The following is a 19,199-nucleotide window of genomic DNA, read 5'->3' as shown; positions in this document are numbered from 1 at the left end:
AATCATAAATTTTCCAAATTGATTAAAATGAAAAAATATACCTATACAGAATCAAAAGATACACGTTCCGGTTTTGGTGCAGGGCTGGTAGAAGCTGCAAAACAAGACGAAAATGTGGTTGCGCTTTGCGCAGATCTAATTGGTTCCCTCAAGATGAATGATTTTATCAATGCCTATCCAGAACGGTTTTTTCAGATCGGTATTGCCGAAGCTAATATGATGGGGATCGCAGCTGGGCTAACCATCGGTGGCAAAATCCCTTTTACGGGTACATTTGCTAACTTTTCGACGGGAAGGGTTTACGATCAGATTCGGCAATCAATTGCCTATTCGGATAAAAATGTGAAGATCGCAGCCTCTCACGCCGGACTTACTTTGGGTGAAGATGGCGCGACCCACCAGATCCTCGAAGATATTGGATTGATGAAGATGCTTCCTGGCATGACAGTGATCAATCCCTGCGACTATAACCAGACTAAGGCAGCAACAGTTGCAGCAGCCAGACATAAAGGGCCTGTTTACTTGCGCTTTGGGCGTCCGATTGTCCCTGTTTTTACAGATGAAAATCAAGAGTTTGAGATCGGAAAAGCGATTATGATCAACCCCGGGACTGCGGTTACCATCATTGCAACAGGACACTTAGTATGGGAGGCAATCCTGGCGGGTGAGGAATTGGAGAAACTGGGAATCGACGCCGAAATCATCAATATACATACGATCAAACCCCTGGACAACCAGGCTATACTAGTCTCGATCGCAAAAACAGGTTGCGTGGTGACAGCCGAAGAACATAACCGTATTGGTGGCCTAGGTGACAGTGTCGCGCAACTCTTGTCCGTGCAGATGCCTGCACCTCAGGAATATATTGCTGTAGATGATAGTTTCGGCGAATCGGGAACACCACAAGAGCTTATGGACAAATACAGGCTAAATGCCGATGCCATCGTAGCCGCGGTACTTCGGGTACTCAAAAGAAAACTAATCAAGTCGTAAAATAAAGTGGTTTAACACTAATTTTGATTACTATTTAACTAATTATAAATGAGAAAGATTATTTGCACAGCATTATGGGTTTTTTCGTTTAGCCTTTTATCGCAGGCACAACAGGCTGCACCCAAGGGATTTGATGTCGAACAGAAACTTATGTCGACCGGAAAAATAGATTCTATTATTTATCCGTCCAAAACAGTTGGCGTATCTCGAAAAGCATTGATATATACTCCGCCTGGATATGATATCCAAAAGAGATATCCTGTATTGTACCTCCTGCATGGAATCGGAGGCGATGAAAGGGAATGGTTGCGACACGGAAATCCGCAAGTTATTTTGGATAACCTGTATGGCGAAGGAAAAATAGAACCAATGGTGGTAGTTATGCCTAATGGTCGAGCCATGAAAGATGACCGATCTGGCGGAAACGTCATGGCACAGGAACGGGTGGTTGCATTCTCAACTTTTGAAAAGGATTTGATTGACGACCTGATTCCATTTATTGAACAACAATTTTCAGTTGTCCGTGACCGTGAGCACCGCGCAATTTTTGGTCTATCTATGGGCGGTGGTCAGGCGCTGAATTTTGGTCTGGGACATATTGATACATTTGCTTGGGTAGGTGGATTTTCTTCTGCCCCCAACACCAAGATGCCACAAGAGCTATTACCCGTTCCCAAGGAAGCGAAAGGCAAGCTAAAATTGTTGTGGATATCCTGCGGGGATCAAGACGGCTTACTGCATATTAGCAAAAGGACACACGAGTATCTTTTGGCTCATGAGGTGCCCCACATGTACTATTTGGAACCTGGAGGACATGATTTCAACGTTTGGAAGAATGATCTTTATCAAATTGCTCAATTGCTATTTAAGGTGGTTAAATAGACTTATAAAACACTCAACTATAATGAATTAACCAAGTGTTGGGATAGCCGAGATTTAAATAGCGAACTTCATTTAATAAGTAATTTGAGAACTGGATCAGAACGGCAAATGAAAAATGCTATTGTAAAATATATACACGTATTGGCGTTTCCTTAACTGGATACACCGCCAATGAAACCTCTTTTTGTATTGATAATCAATAAACTAACAATGAGAATATTCGTACTCGTTTTCTCTTTTTTTGCCGTGTTTACTAGTGCTTCGGCGCAACAGGCGAAAAACCCGATCATTTTTGCTGATGTGCCTGATCTATCAATGATACGTGTCGGCGATACCTATTACATGAGTAGTACGACTATGCATATGAACCCCGGACTTCCGATTATGAAATCCAAAGATCTAGTCAATTGGGCATTGATCAACTATGCGTACAACAGCTTGGGAAATACCGAAGAACTGAACCTGTGGCAGCAAAAAAACGCCTATGGACACGGTTCATGGGCGAGCAGTTTACGTTTCCATGATGGTAAATATTACGTCAGCACATTTTCTGCTAACACAGGAAAAACGCATATCTACACAACGAGAGATCTGGAAAATGGTCCCTGGGAAGCAACGGAATTTAAGCCAATGCTACACGATCATAGCTTATTTTTTGAAAATGGGAAAGCATACATGCTATGGGGTGGAGGGCGTATACATTTGGCCGAACTACTGCCAGACCTTTCGGGTATGAAACCAGGAACGGAACGGATTTTGATCGAAGATGCTTCTTTGCCAAGTTTACCTAAAGAAGGAAGGATGGGGCTGCCTGCAGAAGGTTCACAACTGTTCAGGATAAATGGTATGTATTATCTTTTTAATATTTCCTGGCCGGTGAATGGGATGCGTACCGTGATCGTGCATCGTGCTGCTCGACTTGAAGGACCTTATGAAGGTAAGGTGGTCCTCCAGGATCAGGGGGTAGCACAAGGCGGCTTGATCGATATGCCGAACGGGCAATGGTATGCCTACCTTTTTCAGGACCACGGCGCAGTTGGCAGAATCCCATATTTGGTACCTGTCAGCTGGGAAGATGGGTGGCCCGTCTTGGGTGTTCAAGGGAAAGTACCAGCTTTATTAGCTCTACCGGCTAATAAAGCGCTCATGCCGGGTATTGTCAATTCGGATGATTTTAATAGAAACAAAAATCAACCAGCTTTGCCTTTGGTCTGGCAATGGAATCATAATCCTGACCCCGATCTGTGGTCAGTAACTGAACGAAAAGGCTTTTTGCGCTTAAAAACCGGAGCGATTACAAACGACTTCTTACAAGCCAAAAATACACTGACACAACGAACGATTGGGCCTACCTGTAGCGCTTCTGTTGCTATAGATGTGTCGCAGATGAAAGATGGTGATTTCGCAGGCTTGTCTCTGTTGCAAAAGAATTATGGTCTCCTGGGCGTTCGAATGGAAGGAAACAAAAAATCACTGATTATGGTCAATGCGATGACGGGAGTTCCGGAAGAAGTCGCCAGGATCAACCTGCAAGATCGAAATATATTTCTAAAAGCGAGTTGCGATTTTGCCAATAAAAGAGACATCGCAGATTTTTTTTACAGTACTGATGGACGACATTGGACTGCAATAGGTAACCCGTTGAAAATGAGCTACACCATACCGCATTTTATGGGGTATCGATTTGGGCTTTTTAACTACGCCAGTAAAGCGGCTGGAGGATTTGTTGATATTGATTATTTCCACATTACTACAGAGTAAGACGATATGAGAAGACAATTTTTTACGGTGTTAATTTTTGGATTTTTGGTGATGTTGTTAGTGACGATTAATGTACTAAGGGCCCAGAATCCGATCATACAAACTGCCTATACTGCAGATCCCGCACCTCTAGTTTATAATAATCGCCTGTACCTCTACACGACACAGGACGAAGAAGAATCGACCTGGTTTAATATGAACAATTGGCGTGTATATTCAACGGATGATATGGTCAACTGGACGGATCATGGTGCAATTTTGTCCTATACTGATTTTGAATGGGCCAAAGGCGATGCCTGGGCTGCGCAATGTGTGGAGAGAAATGGCAAATTTTATTTATATGTGCCTGTTATTTCCAAATTGAATAATCGGGGAGCAATTGGCGTGGCCGTAGCAGACAGCCCATTGGGACCGTTCTATGATCCTTTGGGAAAACCACTTGTGCAAAGTGAGTGGGGAGATATTGATCCGACCATATTTGTTGATGACGACGGGCAGGCCCATATGTACTGGGGGAATCCACAATTGAAATATGTAAAACTTAACGCGGACATGATCTCGTATCAGGGTGATATTGTAGATGTTCCGATGACAGCGGCATCCTTTGGCAAACGCGAAGGAGATGCCAAACGACCGTCCAACTATGAGGAGGGCCCCTGGTTGTACAGAAGGAATAGTCTCTATTATCTTTTTTGGCCCGGAGGTCCTCTACCTGAATTTATTGGTTATTCGACCAGTAAAAATGCAGCAGGTCCATGGAAATATGGAGGAGTGGTGATGCCAGCCGAAGGGCGAGCTTTTACCAACCATCCCGGTGTGATCGACTTTAGGGGAAAAAGTTATTTCTTTTACCACAATGGAGCTTTGCCTGGAGGAAGTGGTTTCACGCGCTCGGTCGCTGTACAGGAATTAAAGTTTAATCCCGATGGTAGTATTCGGCCAATGAAAATGGCTACAGGGATTACGGAGGCACTTAAAACTGTGAATCCCTATAGTCTAATGCAGGCCGAAACAATATCCTGGTCCGCACATGTTAAATCGTTTCAAAATAGTAAAGTGGGGGTTTTTATCAAAGCGCTCAAAAATGGAGCATATACCAGCATAAAGAATGTTGATTTTGGCAAAAATGGAGCAATGAATTTCTTTGCTCGGGTAGGGACAACACACAACGGCGGTGTCAGTATGGAGGTGAGGTCAACAGCTGTCGATGGTCCTCTTTTAGCTACGATAGAGGTTCCAATGACGGGAGGCGATGACCGATGGACTACGGTTGATACTCAGCTTTCTAGTAGGGTAACGGGAATACACGACATCTATTTTGTTTTTAAAGGTAAAGCTCCGACTAATATCCTATTTTTTGATTGCTGGAAGTTCGGGGAAATAAAGTAAAATTAAATGACTGATCAAACTGGAGCTTTATTTTTTGCCTCAAACTATTTGCGCTATGTGCTGCTGACTGTTGTGTTGTCGCTGGCACTGCAGCCAAGTTTTGGTAAAATACGCCTTCCTGCATTTGTGGGCGATAAAATGATACTGCAGCGAGATATTGAACTCAACATTTGGGGATGGGCTGCAAGAGGTGAAAAGGTGACCATTCGTTTTCGTGATGTATATTATTATACGGAGGCCGGAAGTGATGGTAGATGGAAACTGACTATTCCGCCGCAGCACTATGGCGGTCCATATGTCATGGAGATCAACGAACTGGTCATCCGCGATGTTTTGATCGGCGATGTATGGCTCTGCTCAGGTCAGTCTAATATGGAAACACCGATCCAACGGCTCGTTGAGCGATTCCCAGAAATCAACGTTTCCAATAATCATATGATACGTTATTTTAAGGTTCCGATGCAAAACAGTGCATTTGACGTCAAGGATGCTATTCCTTCAGATGCAAGATGGCACTCGGCCATAGCCTCAGATGTAATGAATTGGACGGCATTGGCGTATTTCTATGCACAGGAAGCTTATCAGCATACAGGTGTCCCAGTCGGGATGCTCGTTTCCAGTCTAGGTGGGTCGACAATAGAAAGTTGGATTGACCAGCAGCATTTAATAGATTTTCCTGACTTATTGATTGACCGGACGGCGGTGGATAGCCTCAAAATGGTTGAAAAAGACCGAGGAGCCGACTTATGGACAAGAGAAAACTTTGATGATACAAACTGGTCTATCGTGCAGGTTCCCGAATACTGGGCTAAACCTAGTATATCCAACAGGGGTGTTGTTTATTACCGTAAGCATTTTATGCTGCCAGCAGCCAAGAATGGCAGGTATGCAAAGTTGTACTTGGGTACTTTAATTGATAGTGATTCAGTCTATGTTAACGGCCATTTCGTAGGGACTACCGCTTATCGCTATCCACCACGGATTTACGATGTACCAGCAGGGATTCTCCATGAGGGAAACAATATGATAACGATCAGATTGCGGACAACTGGTGTAGATGGCGGCTTTACGCCAGATAAACCGTATAAGTTGCAGGTTGATGATACGATTATTGATCTCGCCGGGGATTGGCGTTGGAAAGTGGGACTTGACCAAGATGCGATAGACAGGTATAAAGATCGGCTGAGGGATGTTGGCCAGGTTGGTTCAGGTCTTTACAATGGTATGATTAACCCATTGAAAGGCTATCGTGTTAAAGGTGTCATCTGGTATCAAGGTGAAGCAAATACAGCAGATCCAAAGCCTTATCAAAGGTATCTAGCCCTACTGATCGATAGTTGGCGTGAGCTTTTCCAGCAACCTAAACTTCCCTTTTTGCTTGTGCAACTTCCTAATTTTATGGCGAAAGATGCTGTCCCGAAAGAATCAAGTTGGGCGTTGGTTAGGGAAGCTCAGTTTCAGATCAGTAAAGAAATACCTATGACGGCACTAGCAGTGACTTATGATATTGGCGAGTGGAACGATATCCACCCTCTAAATAAGAAAGACCTAGCGAAACGACTATTCTTGGCCGCACGCAAGCTAATTTATGGCGAGCATATCGTCGCAGCTGGACCTCAATATAAAGCGATGCATATAAATGGCGATGAGATTACGGTTTCCTTTGATCAGATCGGAAAAGGACTGGCCATTGCTCATGGGACATCACTGCAACATTTCGCGATAGCTGGAGAGGACCGAAAATTCTTTTGGGCGGATGCTGTCATAAAGGGGAGAGAAATCATTGTGAGCCATCCTAAAATTAAACATCCCAAAGCGGTGCGCTATGCTTGGGGCGATAATCCTGCAGATGCAAATCTGATAAATAAAGAAGGTTTTTTGGCGACACCATTTCGTACCGACAATTGGTAGAATAACGCATATTTAATCACTATAAATCAATTCGAACAAGTAAGGATCAGTATATAATTCATCAATTTAAGTAACTAATTTATTCAATTTTATGAAGGGACTAAATATTGTCTTAAAAAAAAGGACAATGGCATTGGTATTGTCCATCACAGGAATCTTGTCGACGACAACAGTCATAGGGCAAAAGCAACAAAATGTGCTGAAAGATTTAAGTAAAGGTTTTGTACATCAATCTATTGGTAATCCTTATCTGCCACTTTGGGAACATCTTCCAGATGGCGAGCCCCGGGTTTTTGAAGATCCGGATCAGCCCGGGAAATACCGCGCCTATATCATTGGTTCACACGACTTGCGTTTTACAAGTTATTGTGGACCTGACATCAGAATGTGGTCAGCGCCTATTGAGGATTTGACGAGCTGGCGTGATGAGGGAGCTATTTTTACCTATCCAATGGATGGAAAATGGGATGTCATGTATGCACCGGATCTTGTGGAGGTCAAACGAAAAGATGGAAAGAAAGAATATTATTTGTTTCCACACAGCAGGGGAGAACATCGTGAAGCCATGGTCGTTAAGGGAGATAGACCCAACGGCCCATTTAAACCGGTGAATCTGACCGCGGATGGCCAACGTACCTTGCCTGGAAGTATCTTGGGATTTGATCCGGCAGTCTACATTGAATACGTTACCGATCCGAAAGATCCCGATTTCGACATTGGATTCAGAGCTTATGGCTTTTGGGGATTTCAACGATCCATGGCCGCCCAGTTAGACCAAAAAACAATGTATTCGCTTAGACCGGGAACGGAGGTTATCAACTACCTGCTACCTGCGAGTGCGCGATATGGAGAGTTGCGTGATCCCAAAGGGACCACTTACCCCAGTATTTTTGCTGACGAAGATCTGGGGACCTTTAATTTCTTCGAAGCTTCATCAATTCGTAAGGTGGGAAATAAATTTGTCACGGTATACAGTGGCTATTCTGGACCCGAATATGGCGTCAACAGCTCCAACTCAACCTTACGTTATGCAGTCGCCGATTCACCACTGGGACCATGGAAAAGTGGTGGCGTTTTGGTCGACTCCCGAGCTCCGGTAGTGAACAGGGATGGTTCAGGCATTGAAACCAGCAATGCAGGTCACAATACCCATGGTAGTATTGAGTTGATCAATGGACAATGGTATGTATTTTATCATAGACCACCACGGGGTTTTGGATTTGCAAGACAGGCGGTGGTGGAGCCCATCAAAGTGCAATGGGACGAAAAAAGTGTGAAAGAGGGTGGGATGGTTTCTATTCGTGCATTTAACCCCTTCCAAGAGAGTCCGACCATCAAAGATAAAAAAGGGAAGGAATATAAAGGTGCGGAGGTTACATCTGAAGGATTCCATTTTTATGGACTAGATCCCTACAGGTACTATTCTGCAGGATATGCCTGTTATCTTTCAGATATCAGCTTACAGCAGGATTCCTGGGATGTCTGGGACAATCATATGCCAGTGACCAATGTGAAAAATGGAAATATTGTCGGCTTTAAATATTTTGGATTCGGCGGGCTTGGTCAGGACAAATTTGGATTGAAAGCTTTTAATGGTACGAAAGCGGGAAATCAGACTGCTTTTGATCTATTTATTTCCCCACAAACACAGGCTGCGTTTAAGGTCAATGTGTGGCTGGATGGGCCTTGGGAAAATGATGTCTGGAAAGGGAAAAAGATTGCCCAGATCGTAATTCCGGCTAATGCTAAATCTGAGGTGACACACTTTACAGTTGATGTTTCGAAATATGTTGACCATTTGGGGGGCAAGCATGCGCTATATCTGGTGGCCGAAGGGGAAGAGGGTAAACCTCTCTTCGATTTTATCGGATTGGGGTTTAGTTCAAAAAACCAAAAAATTGTACGTCCAATATCGCCGAAGGTCGATATTACCGTAAATGGTAAAAAACTTGCATTACCCTCTATTCCGATCAGATCCACAGATGAGAATGGTATCATTGGTTACAATACCTATGAGGTCATTTCTCCCTTTGAAATAAAAGGTAAAAAAATCCCTGTTGTAAAAGCATTCGCGACTAATCCTGAGGTGAAGATTACGGTCAGGCAGGCGAGTTCGTTGACAGGTCATGCCCAAGTTGATTGTGTTTACAAGGGACAGACGAAAAGCTATCTGGTCAAATATGTTACGAACTGAATAGATCAAAGGTAGGTGCGGCTTGAAATACTGTGTAAAAAGAGGGAATCTATTACAGATTCCCTCTTTTTTTACCACTAGTAGGCACCTACGTAGTCCTCATCTTTCTTCGGTTATTTCTGGTATAATACGCCTTTTTAAACATTTTTATTGGAATATAAAACATTTGTATCGGGTGCCGACAGCATAGTTCTTGTAGTTTTACCACAGTAATTCAATATTAGAATAACCAATTTTATATGGACCAAATTATAACAGAGGCAAAGCCTGTCAAAGGCTTTTATAAGCTCTCAATGAAGCAACGGGTAGGATTTGGCGCTGGCGATCTGGCACAGAATCTTATCTATCAGACTGTTTCAATGTATCTATTGATTTTCTACACCAATGTGTACGGAATTTCAGCTGCTTCAGCGGGGGTCATGTTTCTGATTGTCCGGATCGTTGATGTGATTTGGGATCCCATTGTTGGTGCATTTGTTGATAAAAGCAATCCCCGTCTGGGTAAGTATAGGTCATATCTGGTTTTGGGCGGAATTCCGCTTACAGGTTTTGCGGTGCTGTGTTTCTGGAATGGATACTCCGGCTCATTGACCTACGCTTATATCACCTATGTTGGGCTATCTATTTTATACACATTGATTAATGTTCCGTATGGTGCTTTGAATGCTTCCCTAACCAGAGATACCGACGAAGTGACAAAGTTGACTTCCACGCGCATGTTTATGGCCAATATTGGGGGGCTCGCCGTTGGTTATGGTGTACCTATTGTCGTCAAATATTTCTCTCCTGATGGAAAGATTAACTCGAAGGATTCAGCCGGTGCCTGGTTTACGACAATGCTTATTTATGCTTTGGTTGGTTTAGTCCTTTTATTTTTTTGCTTTTCACAAACAAAAGAGCGTGTTATTATGGATGAAAAAGAAACGGAAAATGTCCAAGTGTCTGATCTCTGGAATGAATTTAAATATAATCGACCATTGCGCATTCTTGCATTTTTCTTTATTACTGCATTTGCCATGATGGCCATCGGAAATTCGGCGGGATCCTATTATATGATCTACAATGTCAATGCCCCTGATATGCTTCCATATTTCATGGCTTTGGGATCGTTACCTGCATTTATATTCATGCCGCTTGTACCTGCTATTAAACGCGCGATCGGAAAAAAGCAAATGTTCTATGTTTTCTTAGGGATAGCTATCCTGGGCATGATTATGTTATATATTATTTCAACAAACGAGACACTTAAAGGAAATACTTGGCTGGTATTGAGTGCGCAATTTATCAAATCCACAGGTGTGATCGTCGCGACAGGATATATGTGGGCTCTTGTCCCCGAGGTGATATCCTATGGTGAATATAAAACCGGTAAACGTATATCCGGAATTGTCAATGCATTAACAGGTATTTTTTACAAAGCCGGTATGGCCCTGGGCGGAATTGTTCCGGGCCTGGTGCTGGCATATGTTGCATTTGATAAAGATAATGTAACGACACAATCGGCTATGGCCGAAAAGGGGATCCTATGGCTAGTGGCTGTTATTCCCGCGATACTTTTATTGTTAGCCATGTACGTCATTTCCAAATATGAATTGGATGATGCCACCATAGATAAAATCAATCGCGATATCGAATTCAAAGCTAATTATTAATCAAAAATAAACCACGAATATGCTAAAGACTATTGTTTTGGCCGTAACAGCCCTATTGGGATCTCATGCTGTTCCCGCAATTACACAACACATGAATCAAGTGCCTGATTCACTGACCTTGAAAGAGGCATTTGAAAATAGATTTTTTATAGGTACTGCCCTCAATCTTGATCAGATATGGGAAAGGGACACTCAGGCTGTAGCAGTTGTCAAAAAGCAATTCAACTCCATTGTCGCCGAAAACTGCATGAAAAGCATGTTTCTGCAGCCTGAGGAGGGACAATTTTACTTTAACGACGCGGATCGTTTTGTAGCATTCGGCGAACAAAATAAGATGCAGATTATAGGTCATACATTAATCTGGCATTCGCAGACACCAGCTTGGTTTTTTGTAGATAAAAAAGGAAAAGATGTCTCCCGGGCGGTATTGATTGAACGCATGCGTAAACATATACAAACAGTTGTGTCCCGGTATAAAGGGCGCGTGTTCGGCTGGGATGTTGTGAACGAAGCCATACTGGATAATGGTGAATGGCGTGAAAGCAAATTCTATAAAATTATTGGACCTGAATTTATACAATTGGCTTTTCAATTTGCCCATGAGGCCGACCCTAATGCCGAACTGTATTATAATGATTACTCAACGGCCATTCCCGAAAAGCGAAAAGGAATTATGACGATGGTACAACAGGTGAAGGCTGTCGGTGGAAAGGTAAGTGGGATCGGTATGCAAGAGCATAACGCATTGGACAATCCATCATTGGGAGAAGTTGAAAAAACCATTCTCGGATTTGCAAGCCTGGGTGCGAAGGTGATGGTTACCGAAATGGATATTTCGGTACTTCCACATGTGCGTCCCAATATGGGAGCGGAAATTGGCGAGCGCTATGCTTATAGTAAGGAGACTAATCCTTATGAAAAAGGCCTGCCGGCAGGTAAAATGGCTGAGCTTAGTAGACGATATATTGACTTTTTTAATCTTTATCTCAAGCATCAGGATAAGATATCGCGCGTGACCCTGTGGGGAGTTGGTGATGGAGATTCATGGAAAAACGGCTGGCCTATTCCCGGACGCACGGATTATCCTCTTTTATTTGACCGTCATTATCATCCCAAACCATTTGTAAAAGATATTATAGCATTGACTCAAAAAAAAAAGTGATAAAGAAAATGAATAAAAGTAAGTATTTGTATCCAAGTGATTACATGGCTGATCCATCAGCGCATGTTTTTGAAAACAAGATCTATATCTATCCGTCTCATGACCGCGAGAGTGGTATTCCCGAAAATGATAACGGGGATCATTTCGATATGCAAGATTACCATGTATTTTCACTGAGTGATGTGCAGGGCGAAGTATTAGACCATGGGAAAGTATTGGATGTAAAAGATATTCCCTGGGCCGGTCGACAGCTTTGGGATTCGGATGTTACCGAGAAAGATGGCAGGTACTATATGTATTTTTCCATGAAAGACAAAAATGACATTTTTAGACTAGGTGTCGCTTTAGCGGACAAACCTTATGGTCCATTTGTACCCCAGAATAATCCGATAAAAGGGAGTTACAGTATCGACCCCTGTGCGTTTAAAGATAAGGATGGATGCTATTACCTCTATTTTGGTGGTATATGGGGCGGACAATTGCAGTTTTATCGAAATAATAAAATTGTTGCACCCAACGAATTACCGAAGGCGGATGAACCGGCATTAACTCCAAAGGTTGTTAAGATGTCTGCAGATATGCTTGAATTTTCTGAGCAACCCCGTGATCTGGTTATCTTAGATAAAAATGGCGTAGCCTTAAGACAGGGGGATACCGATAAACGATTTTTTGAAGCATCATGGATGCATAAATACCAGGGTAAGTATTATTTTTCATATTCGACCGGTGATAGCCATTTGATTTGTTATGCAATAGGGGACAACCCATATGGACCATTCACCTATCAAGGTGTTATTTTATCACCGGTTGTTGGCTGGACGACTCATCACAGTATCTTAGAATTTCAGGGCAAATGGTACCTTTTTTATCATGATTCCGTCCCATCGGGAGGGAAAACTTGGCTAAGGAGTATGAAAGTCATCGAAATTGAATATGACGAAAACGGACACATCAAGCCTATAAACGGTTTATCTTCTTAAATAATAATTCTGATAGTTCGCTAATGACTTATATCATGCGTTTAAACTTTTTCCTGTTCATAGTCTTATATTGCTTTCCACAAGGGGTAAGATCGGAAGATGGTAGTCAACTATGGCTGCGATTTTCCAGACAGGAGAGAGCCGGTCACACTATAAATATCATGGGCATAGAGTCAACTGATGCAACAATAGCGTTGGCCAAAGAGGAGCTTTTGAATTATTGGAACGGGGTCGATGTGACACTTCAACTTGATCGCAAACACAAACGGCTAAAAGATGGCTACCAGATTAGTCAAGACCATAAAGGAATCTATGTGGTTGCCGGCCAGTCAATAGGCTTGTTATATGGTGTTTATCATTTGTTGCGGCTTCAGGAGACAGGGAGGCAACTACCTTATTTGCCAATCATAGAAATACCTTCTTATGATATTCGTATGCTAAACCATTGGGACAATTTGGATGGTACCATAGAACGTGGGTATGCCGGTCATTCGTTGTGGAAATGGCAGGAGCTACCGCAAAAGCTTTCTCCCAGATACGAAGAATATGCGCGTGCGAATGCATCTATTGGTATAAATTCCACTGTCTTGAATAACGTAAATGCCGCTCCTCAATTATTGGAAGCGAACTATCTCATTAAAGTGAAGGCTCTAGCTGATCTTTTTCGCAAATATGGCATCAAGGTGTATTTATCGGTTAATTTTTCTTCTCCCCAAATTTTAGGTGGTCTACCGAGTTCAGATCCCTTAAATGAAGATGTTCAGCACTGGTGGAGATCAAAAGCAAAACAAATTTATAGATTAATTCCAGATTTCGGCGGTTTTTTGGTCAAGGCAAATTCTGAAGGTCAGCCGGGACCGCAAGATTACGGACGCACACATGCTGATGGAGCCAATATGCTCGCCGACGCACTTAGCCCACATGGCGGTATCGTATTTTGGCGAGCCTTTGTTTATCAGCCAACCAAAGATGACCGGGCAAAGCAGGCTTTTCAGGAGTTTGTACCCTTAGATGGAACGTTTAAAAAAAATGTTATTCTCCAGGTAAAAAATGGACCGATAGATTTTCAGCCACGAGAACCATTCAATCCGTTATTCGGTGCCATGCACAAGACAGCGAAGATGCTTGAATTTCAGTTGACACAGGAATATTTAGGCTTTTCCAATCATTTGGTGTATTTGGCTCCCTTATTTAAAGAGGTATTGGATGACGAAACCTTTGCCCATGGCGTGGGCTCTACGGTGGCTGAAATGACGGGTAAAAACCGACCTTCGGGTTCCAAAACAGCTATTGCAGCTGTGGCGAATATCGGTCAGGATACTAACTGGACAGGGCACCATTTTGCGCAGGCCAATTGGTATGCCTTTGGACGATTGGCCTGGGGCAACAGTCTTTCGGCCGAACAGATCGCCGATGAATGGATACAAATGACTTTTACGCGAGACAGGGAATTTATTAATCCTGTTAAAAAGATGATGTTGGAATCACGCGAGGCTGCTGTAGACTATATGATGCCCATGGGATTACATCACCTGTTTGCCTTTGATCATCATTATGGACCCGAACCTTGGGGAAATATTCCCGGCGGCCGTCCAGATTGGATGCCTTGGTATTACCATAACGCAGACAGGCTGGGACTGGGCTTTGATCGGACTATTGAGGGAAGTAATGCCATATCCCAATATAATTTACCATTGCGCAATATATATAACAATAAATCGACCTGTCCCGAAAATCTTCTTCTGTGGTTTCATCATGTTTCTTGGAATTACAAAATGAAGAACGGTAATACACTTTGGAGAGAACTATGTTACCGTTATGATCATGGTGTCCAAAAAGTGCGTGAATTTCAGAAAGTTTGGGATTGTATGGAAAAATATATAGATCAATCTCGTTTTCATGCGGTACAATCCAAACTTAGAATACAGGCCCGGGATGCAATTTGGTGGAAAGATGCCTGCTTACAATACTTCCAACTGTTTTCGGGTCAGCCTATTCCTTATGAATTAGAGCGGCCAGTTCATGATTTAGAAGAATTAAAAAGAATCAAGCTGCCTATGGGGCATCATAATTAGGTGACCCATAAATTGCGCTAGTTTTCAGTTTCGTTGCCAAATACGGCAGATTAATTTTCTTTAAGCCAAAATTTGCTCCCTGCAGTGAACGAATCATGTTCCTATTTGCAAGAAATCGTTTATGCCGAGGCAATGGCTAATTATACGAAGCGATTCAAAAGCTTCCACCAAAGGCACGAGAAATTATTCAGTTGACCTATTTGGAGGGGAATAGCAACCAGGAAGTTGCCTACCTTTTCATAGTTGCGATAGTTAATCCATTTAGATACATAAACTCTCGTAGATTCAAATGGGTTTTCTGTTTGAATAACTTGGAAAAATTTTGGGAAAGTTTTGAAAATGGGTGGGAGATGATTTTAAACCAATCCGATTAAAAAAAGGTGATTTTTTAAATCGTACCGATGCTATCAAGCCAAAGCTGCTGCAATGCATAGCAACACAAGATCTGGCATCGTACCCGGGCATCACACAACGATCGCCCGATCCGTTCCGATGGCTTTTCCAATCAAATTGATCTGCGGTCCGATCAAACGGATCTCACAGCCAATTATATGTGCGATTACTACCAATTATATAAAAATTAGTTGATATTATACAACTTATATTGATTTATAAATCAGAACTTTGCAGGGTATTAACTATATCACTTCGAATGTTTGTCCGTCCGAAGATTAATGCAGAGATACGGATGGGTGGATATCGAAATTTTAAACAAAAAAATTAGATATCATGAAAGCGTTGTATATTTTCCTATTTATCTCTCTCGCTATTCTCTCCACTGCGATCTACGCGCAGGATGGAAAAATAGGTACAGAAATCTCAACAGCGTTAAAGGATAATATATATCTTTCCAGGCTGAATTATCCAAAATCAGTCATCAGGTTCTATACGGACAATTATTCAGGATACCATTGGACAGATAGTCGACAAAGGCATGATCAATCGGAAATAGCGCTCGCTATGCTGGCACAGGCCAATCATTATGGACTGTCGCTCTCCGATTATCATTTAGAAAACCTCTCATTTGAAAAATTAAAACAATGGCGGGATTTTCCTTCCGAAAAGAATCAAAAGGAAAGAAGCATGTTTGATATACTGCTGACAGATGGCCTTATTACCTTTATTAATGACCTTCACTTTGGGAAATATAATCCATTATACCATAAGTCGCATATTGATACCAGTAGGATCAATGGATTTTGTGCGGATGAGATATTGTCTACAGCAAGACTGCAGACGGATTTTCGGGGAGCAATACGCAATGCCCAGCCAAAGATCAAAGCTTATACTGATCTTCAGGCTTATCTGGATAGTTCCTACACAGATAATAATATGATGACTTCTCAAGCTGAAATGGGTAAGATCATCATTAATATGGAACGCCTGAGATGGATCAGCATGCAAAGTGAAAACTATATTATGGTAAATATCCCTTCATATACGCTGGAATTTCATCAAGGGGACGAGATGTCCGACTTTAAGGTTGTGGTAGGAAAGCCAACATCAAAAACACCTGTTTTGGAAAGTGAAATCAATTATTTTTCAACAGCACCCGACTGGCGTGTTCCGCAAAGTATTTTCCGTAAAGAAATGCTGCCCGAAATTTTGAAAGATAGGAGCTACCTAGCTGATCATAATTACTCGATCTATGACGGATCGGGCAATAAAGTCATCGTGAATGCATCAAAATTGAGACAGATCAATAACAATCCTTATAACTATAGTGTAAGGCAATCCTCAGGTCAGGACAACGCATTGGGTGCCGTCGTATTTAGATTTCAAAATCCCTATGGCGTATACCTTCATGATACTGCTCAGAAACAGTTTTTTGATCGCGAGAAAAGGGCGCTCAGTCATGGCTGTGTACGTGTGGAAAATGCGGATCGCCTTGCCGCTATGCTATTATCATATGATGGTTCAGAATACAAAATTTCAGCGCTGGAAAACGCAGTACTGTCTTACGAAAAGAAAGATTTTGTGCTGAGCCAGCCCGTGCCGATTATAATAACTTACTTGACCTGCCTTATAAAAAACGGAAAGCCTACTTTGTACACTGATATTTACCAATTTGACAAATCACTGGAAAACAAATTTAATCAAAATAAATAATGACATCAGGACAGCATAGTATCGCCGCTCATGTTAGATGTGTTTAAAATAAAATGTTTACTGCTTAGCGAAAAGTGATAAGGATCATTGTAAAGAATAGCGGTGATCATGATGTAAAAATTATTATAGATCTAACTTTAGGGTATCAAACCATTAAATAAATTCATTATGAAAACCACAGAAACCCCTGATCAACTAGTTCAATCTTCACTTGTATCGCAGATAGAAGATTTTTGGAGTAAAGACGAACTTACCGGTGCTCTGAAAAAAAAGGAACCAACCATAAATATCATTGAAAAAAATGGGGTTTATAAACTCAGAGTTTTAGCTCCAGGATTTAAAAAGAGAGATTTTAGGGTGGCCGTCGAAGATCGGTCACTGATCATTAGTGCAGAGCACAGTGTTGAAAAGAAAGAAGAAAATGAAAATTATGTAAGGAAAGAATTCTCCGCCAATTCATTCTCCCGTAGCTTCCACTTACCAGATAATGTTACCCTGGACAACATAAAAGCCACTTACAAAGATGGGCTGCTAAACATCACCATTAATAAAACTAATCCAGAGGAACAAGAGGTAAAAGACATCAAAGTACGATAAATATAACTTCGTGGCATTCATAACGCTCTGGCGAGCATTTAAGAGTTTTCTTTTAAAAAAATACATTGCCGGATAAGCATGAGTTTCATTAAAAAGATGAAAATGGAAACTATTTTTATAAAATCTCTCGGAGGGGCCGGAACAGTGACCGGATCAAAGCATTTATTAAAAACTCCCGAACTCAACATATTAGTCGATTGTGGCTTATTTCAAGGAATTAAATCCTTACGTGAACAAAATTGGGAATCCTTAAATATTCCGATAGGAGAAATTGACCTGGTCATTCTTACCCATGCCCATCTGGATCATTGCGGTTATCTCCCTCTACTCGTGAAAAATGGATTTAGAGGTAAGATCTATATGACTGAGCCTACCGCGGAACTGACAAAATTGATCTTGCTTGATAGCGCGAAGTTACAGGAAGAGGATGCGAAAAAGGCTAATCAGCATCATTATACCAAACATCATCCTGCAAAGCCTTTATACACTAAAGTGGATACCGAACGCGCTTTCGAGCATTTTTATACTGTTCAGGAAAATACCGATATTAAACTAAGCGATCACATTCAATGTCAGTTTAAGCCTTGCGGCCATATCATTGGCGCCTGCTCGGTGGCAATTACATGCTTTGACAAAACGATCGTCTTCTCAGGTGATATTGGACGAAACCATAGCGAAATTCTACCTATCCGTGATTTTTTTACCGAAGCGGATTTCTTGGTCATGGAGTCTACTTATGGTGACAGATTGCACGACAAGACAGACGTGTATGATAGTCTGGAACATTGGATCAACCTTACGGTTAAAAATCACGGAAACATTATTATTCCAAGTTTTGCAGTTGGTAGGGCACAAGAACTTATCTATATGCTCTTTCGCTTAAAGGAACAGAACAAAATCCCGCACAATCTACCGATAATCCTGGATAGTCCTATGGCTGCTACTGCCACAGCTATCATGGTTGATTATGCCGAATATACCAATGTTGATAAAAGAGAATGGCTGAAAATTGTTGAAAGTATTGAAATTAACAGAGATTATATTAATACAGTGGAGATCATTCAGGATAAAACGAGTAAAATCATTATTGCAGGTAGTGGTATGATCACAGGGGGACGGGTGCTTGAATACTTGAAACATGATATAGGAGACAGTCGGAACACAGTATTGATTGTAGGGTTTCAGGCAGAAGGTACGCGCGGCAGGGCTTTGTTAAATGGAGCTCACGAGTTGAAGATTCATGGCAGCTACTACCCCGTAAAAGCAAATATCGTAGAATTGACAGGATTATCAGCGCACGCTGACCAGTATGAATTAGTGGAATGGATCAGAAAATATAAAACTCCTCCCCAACAGATCATGCTGGTACATGGCGAATCATGTGCATTGGAAGCATTACGCGTAAAGATCCAAACAGAACTAGAAATACCCGTTAAAATTTTAGTCAAAGATGAGCAATTTGCACTCACATAATTTACCAGATTCACGTTATGA

At 41.9% G+C, this 19,199-nt stretch carries 13 protein-coding genes; all 13 read left to right on the top strand.

Translation table 11 applies throughout. The annotated features are described in order from the left end of the window. The first annotated feature begins 27 nt into the window (after positions 1-27). The 13 genes from OGI71_RS05820 (at position 28) to OGI71_RS05760 (ending at position 19,178) form a co-directional block, all read left to right on the top strand. Entirely contained in the window at positions 28-993 is a 966-nt protein-coding gene (locus OGI71_RS05820; RefSeq protein ID WP_282254437.1) for a transketolase C-terminal domain-containing protein, read from the top strand. A 48-nt stretch (positions 994-1,041) separates the two neighbouring features. Further along, positions 1,042-1,875: an alpha/beta hydrolase-fold protein gene (locus OGI71_RS05815; RefSeq protein WP_282254436.1), complete on the top strand. Its 834-nt coding sequence runs from the start codon at positions 1,042-1,044 to the stop codon at positions 1,873-1,875. 210 nt (positions 1,876-2,085) lie between these two features. Next, on the top strand, positions 2,086-3,636 hold the full coding sequence (locus OGI71_RS05810) for a glycoside hydrolase 43 family protein (RefSeq protein WP_282254435.1): 1,551 nt from the start codon (positions 2,086-2,088) through the stop codon (positions 3,634-3,636). Positions 3,637-3,642: 6 nt separating this feature from the next. Continuing rightward, on the top strand, positions 3,643-5,025 hold the full coding sequence (locus OGI71_RS05805) for a glycoside hydrolase family 43 protein (RefSeq protein ID WP_282254433.1): 1,383 nt from the start codon (positions 3,643-3,645) through the stop codon (positions 5,023-5,025). Between the two features lie 6 nt (positions 5,026-5,031). After that, a complete protein-coding gene (locus tag OGI71_RS05800; RefSeq protein ID WP_282254432.1) occupies positions 5,032-6,936 on the top strand; it encodes a sialate O-acetylesterase in 1,905 nt (634 codons plus the stop codon). A 127-nt stretch (positions 6,937-7,063) separates the two neighbouring features. Then, entirely contained in the window at positions 7,064-9,130 is a 2,067-nt protein-coding gene (locus OGI71_RS05795; RefSeq protein WP_282254431.1) for a hypothetical protein, read from the top strand. 239 nt (positions 9,131-9,369) lie between these two features. After that, positions 9,370-10,782, top strand: coding sequence for an MFS transporter (locus OGI71_RS05790; protein WP_282254430.1), 1,413 nt, complete (start codon positions 9,370-9,372; stop codon positions 10,780-10,782). Between the two features lie 19 nt (positions 10,783-10,801). Next, a complete protein-coding gene (locus OGI71_RS05785) occupies positions 10,802-11,944 on the top strand; it encodes an endo-1,4-beta-xylanase (protein ID WP_282254429.1) in 1,143 nt (380 codons plus the stop codon). An 8-nt stretch (positions 11,945-11,952) separates the two neighbouring features. After that, a complete protein-coding gene (locus OGI71_RS05780; RefSeq protein ID WP_282254428.1) occupies positions 11,953-12,924 on the top strand; it encodes a glycoside hydrolase family 43 protein in 972 nt (323 codons plus the stop codon). A gap of 161 nt (positions 12,925-13,085) precedes the next feature. Then, positions 13,086-14,999: an alpha-glucuronidase gene (locus OGI71_RS05775; protein ID WP_282254427.1), complete on the top strand. Its 1,914-nt coding sequence runs from the start codon at positions 13,086-13,088 to the stop codon at positions 14,997-14,999. A gap of 729 nt (positions 15,000-15,728) precedes the next feature. Next, complete coding sequence (locus tag OGI71_RS05770; protein WP_282254426.1) at positions 15,729-17,108, top strand: L,D-transpeptidase family protein; 1,380 nt, start codon at positions 15,729-15,731, stop codon at positions 17,106-17,108. Between the two features lie 168 nt (positions 17,109-17,276). Further along, positions 17,277-17,705 (top strand): Hsp20/alpha crystallin family protein, encoded by a 429-nt coding sequence (locus tag OGI71_RS05765; RefSeq protein WP_282254425.1) that lies wholly within the window; start codon positions 17,277-17,279, stop codon positions 17,703-17,705. 102 nt (positions 17,706-17,807) lie between these two features. After that, a complete protein-coding gene (locus tag OGI71_RS05760; protein WP_282254424.1) occupies positions 17,808-19,178 on the top strand; it encodes an MBL fold metallo-hydrolase in 1,371 nt (456 codons plus the stop codon). The last annotated feature ends 21 nt before the right edge of the window (positions 19,179-19,199 follow it).

The sequence above is a fragment of the Sphingobacterium sp. ML3W genome (assembly GCF_029542085.1).
Lineage (GTDB): Bacteria > Bacteroidota > Bacteroidia > Sphingobacteriales > Sphingobacteriaceae > Sphingobacterium.
This window is presented reverse-complemented; position numbering and strand designations above follow the sequence as displayed.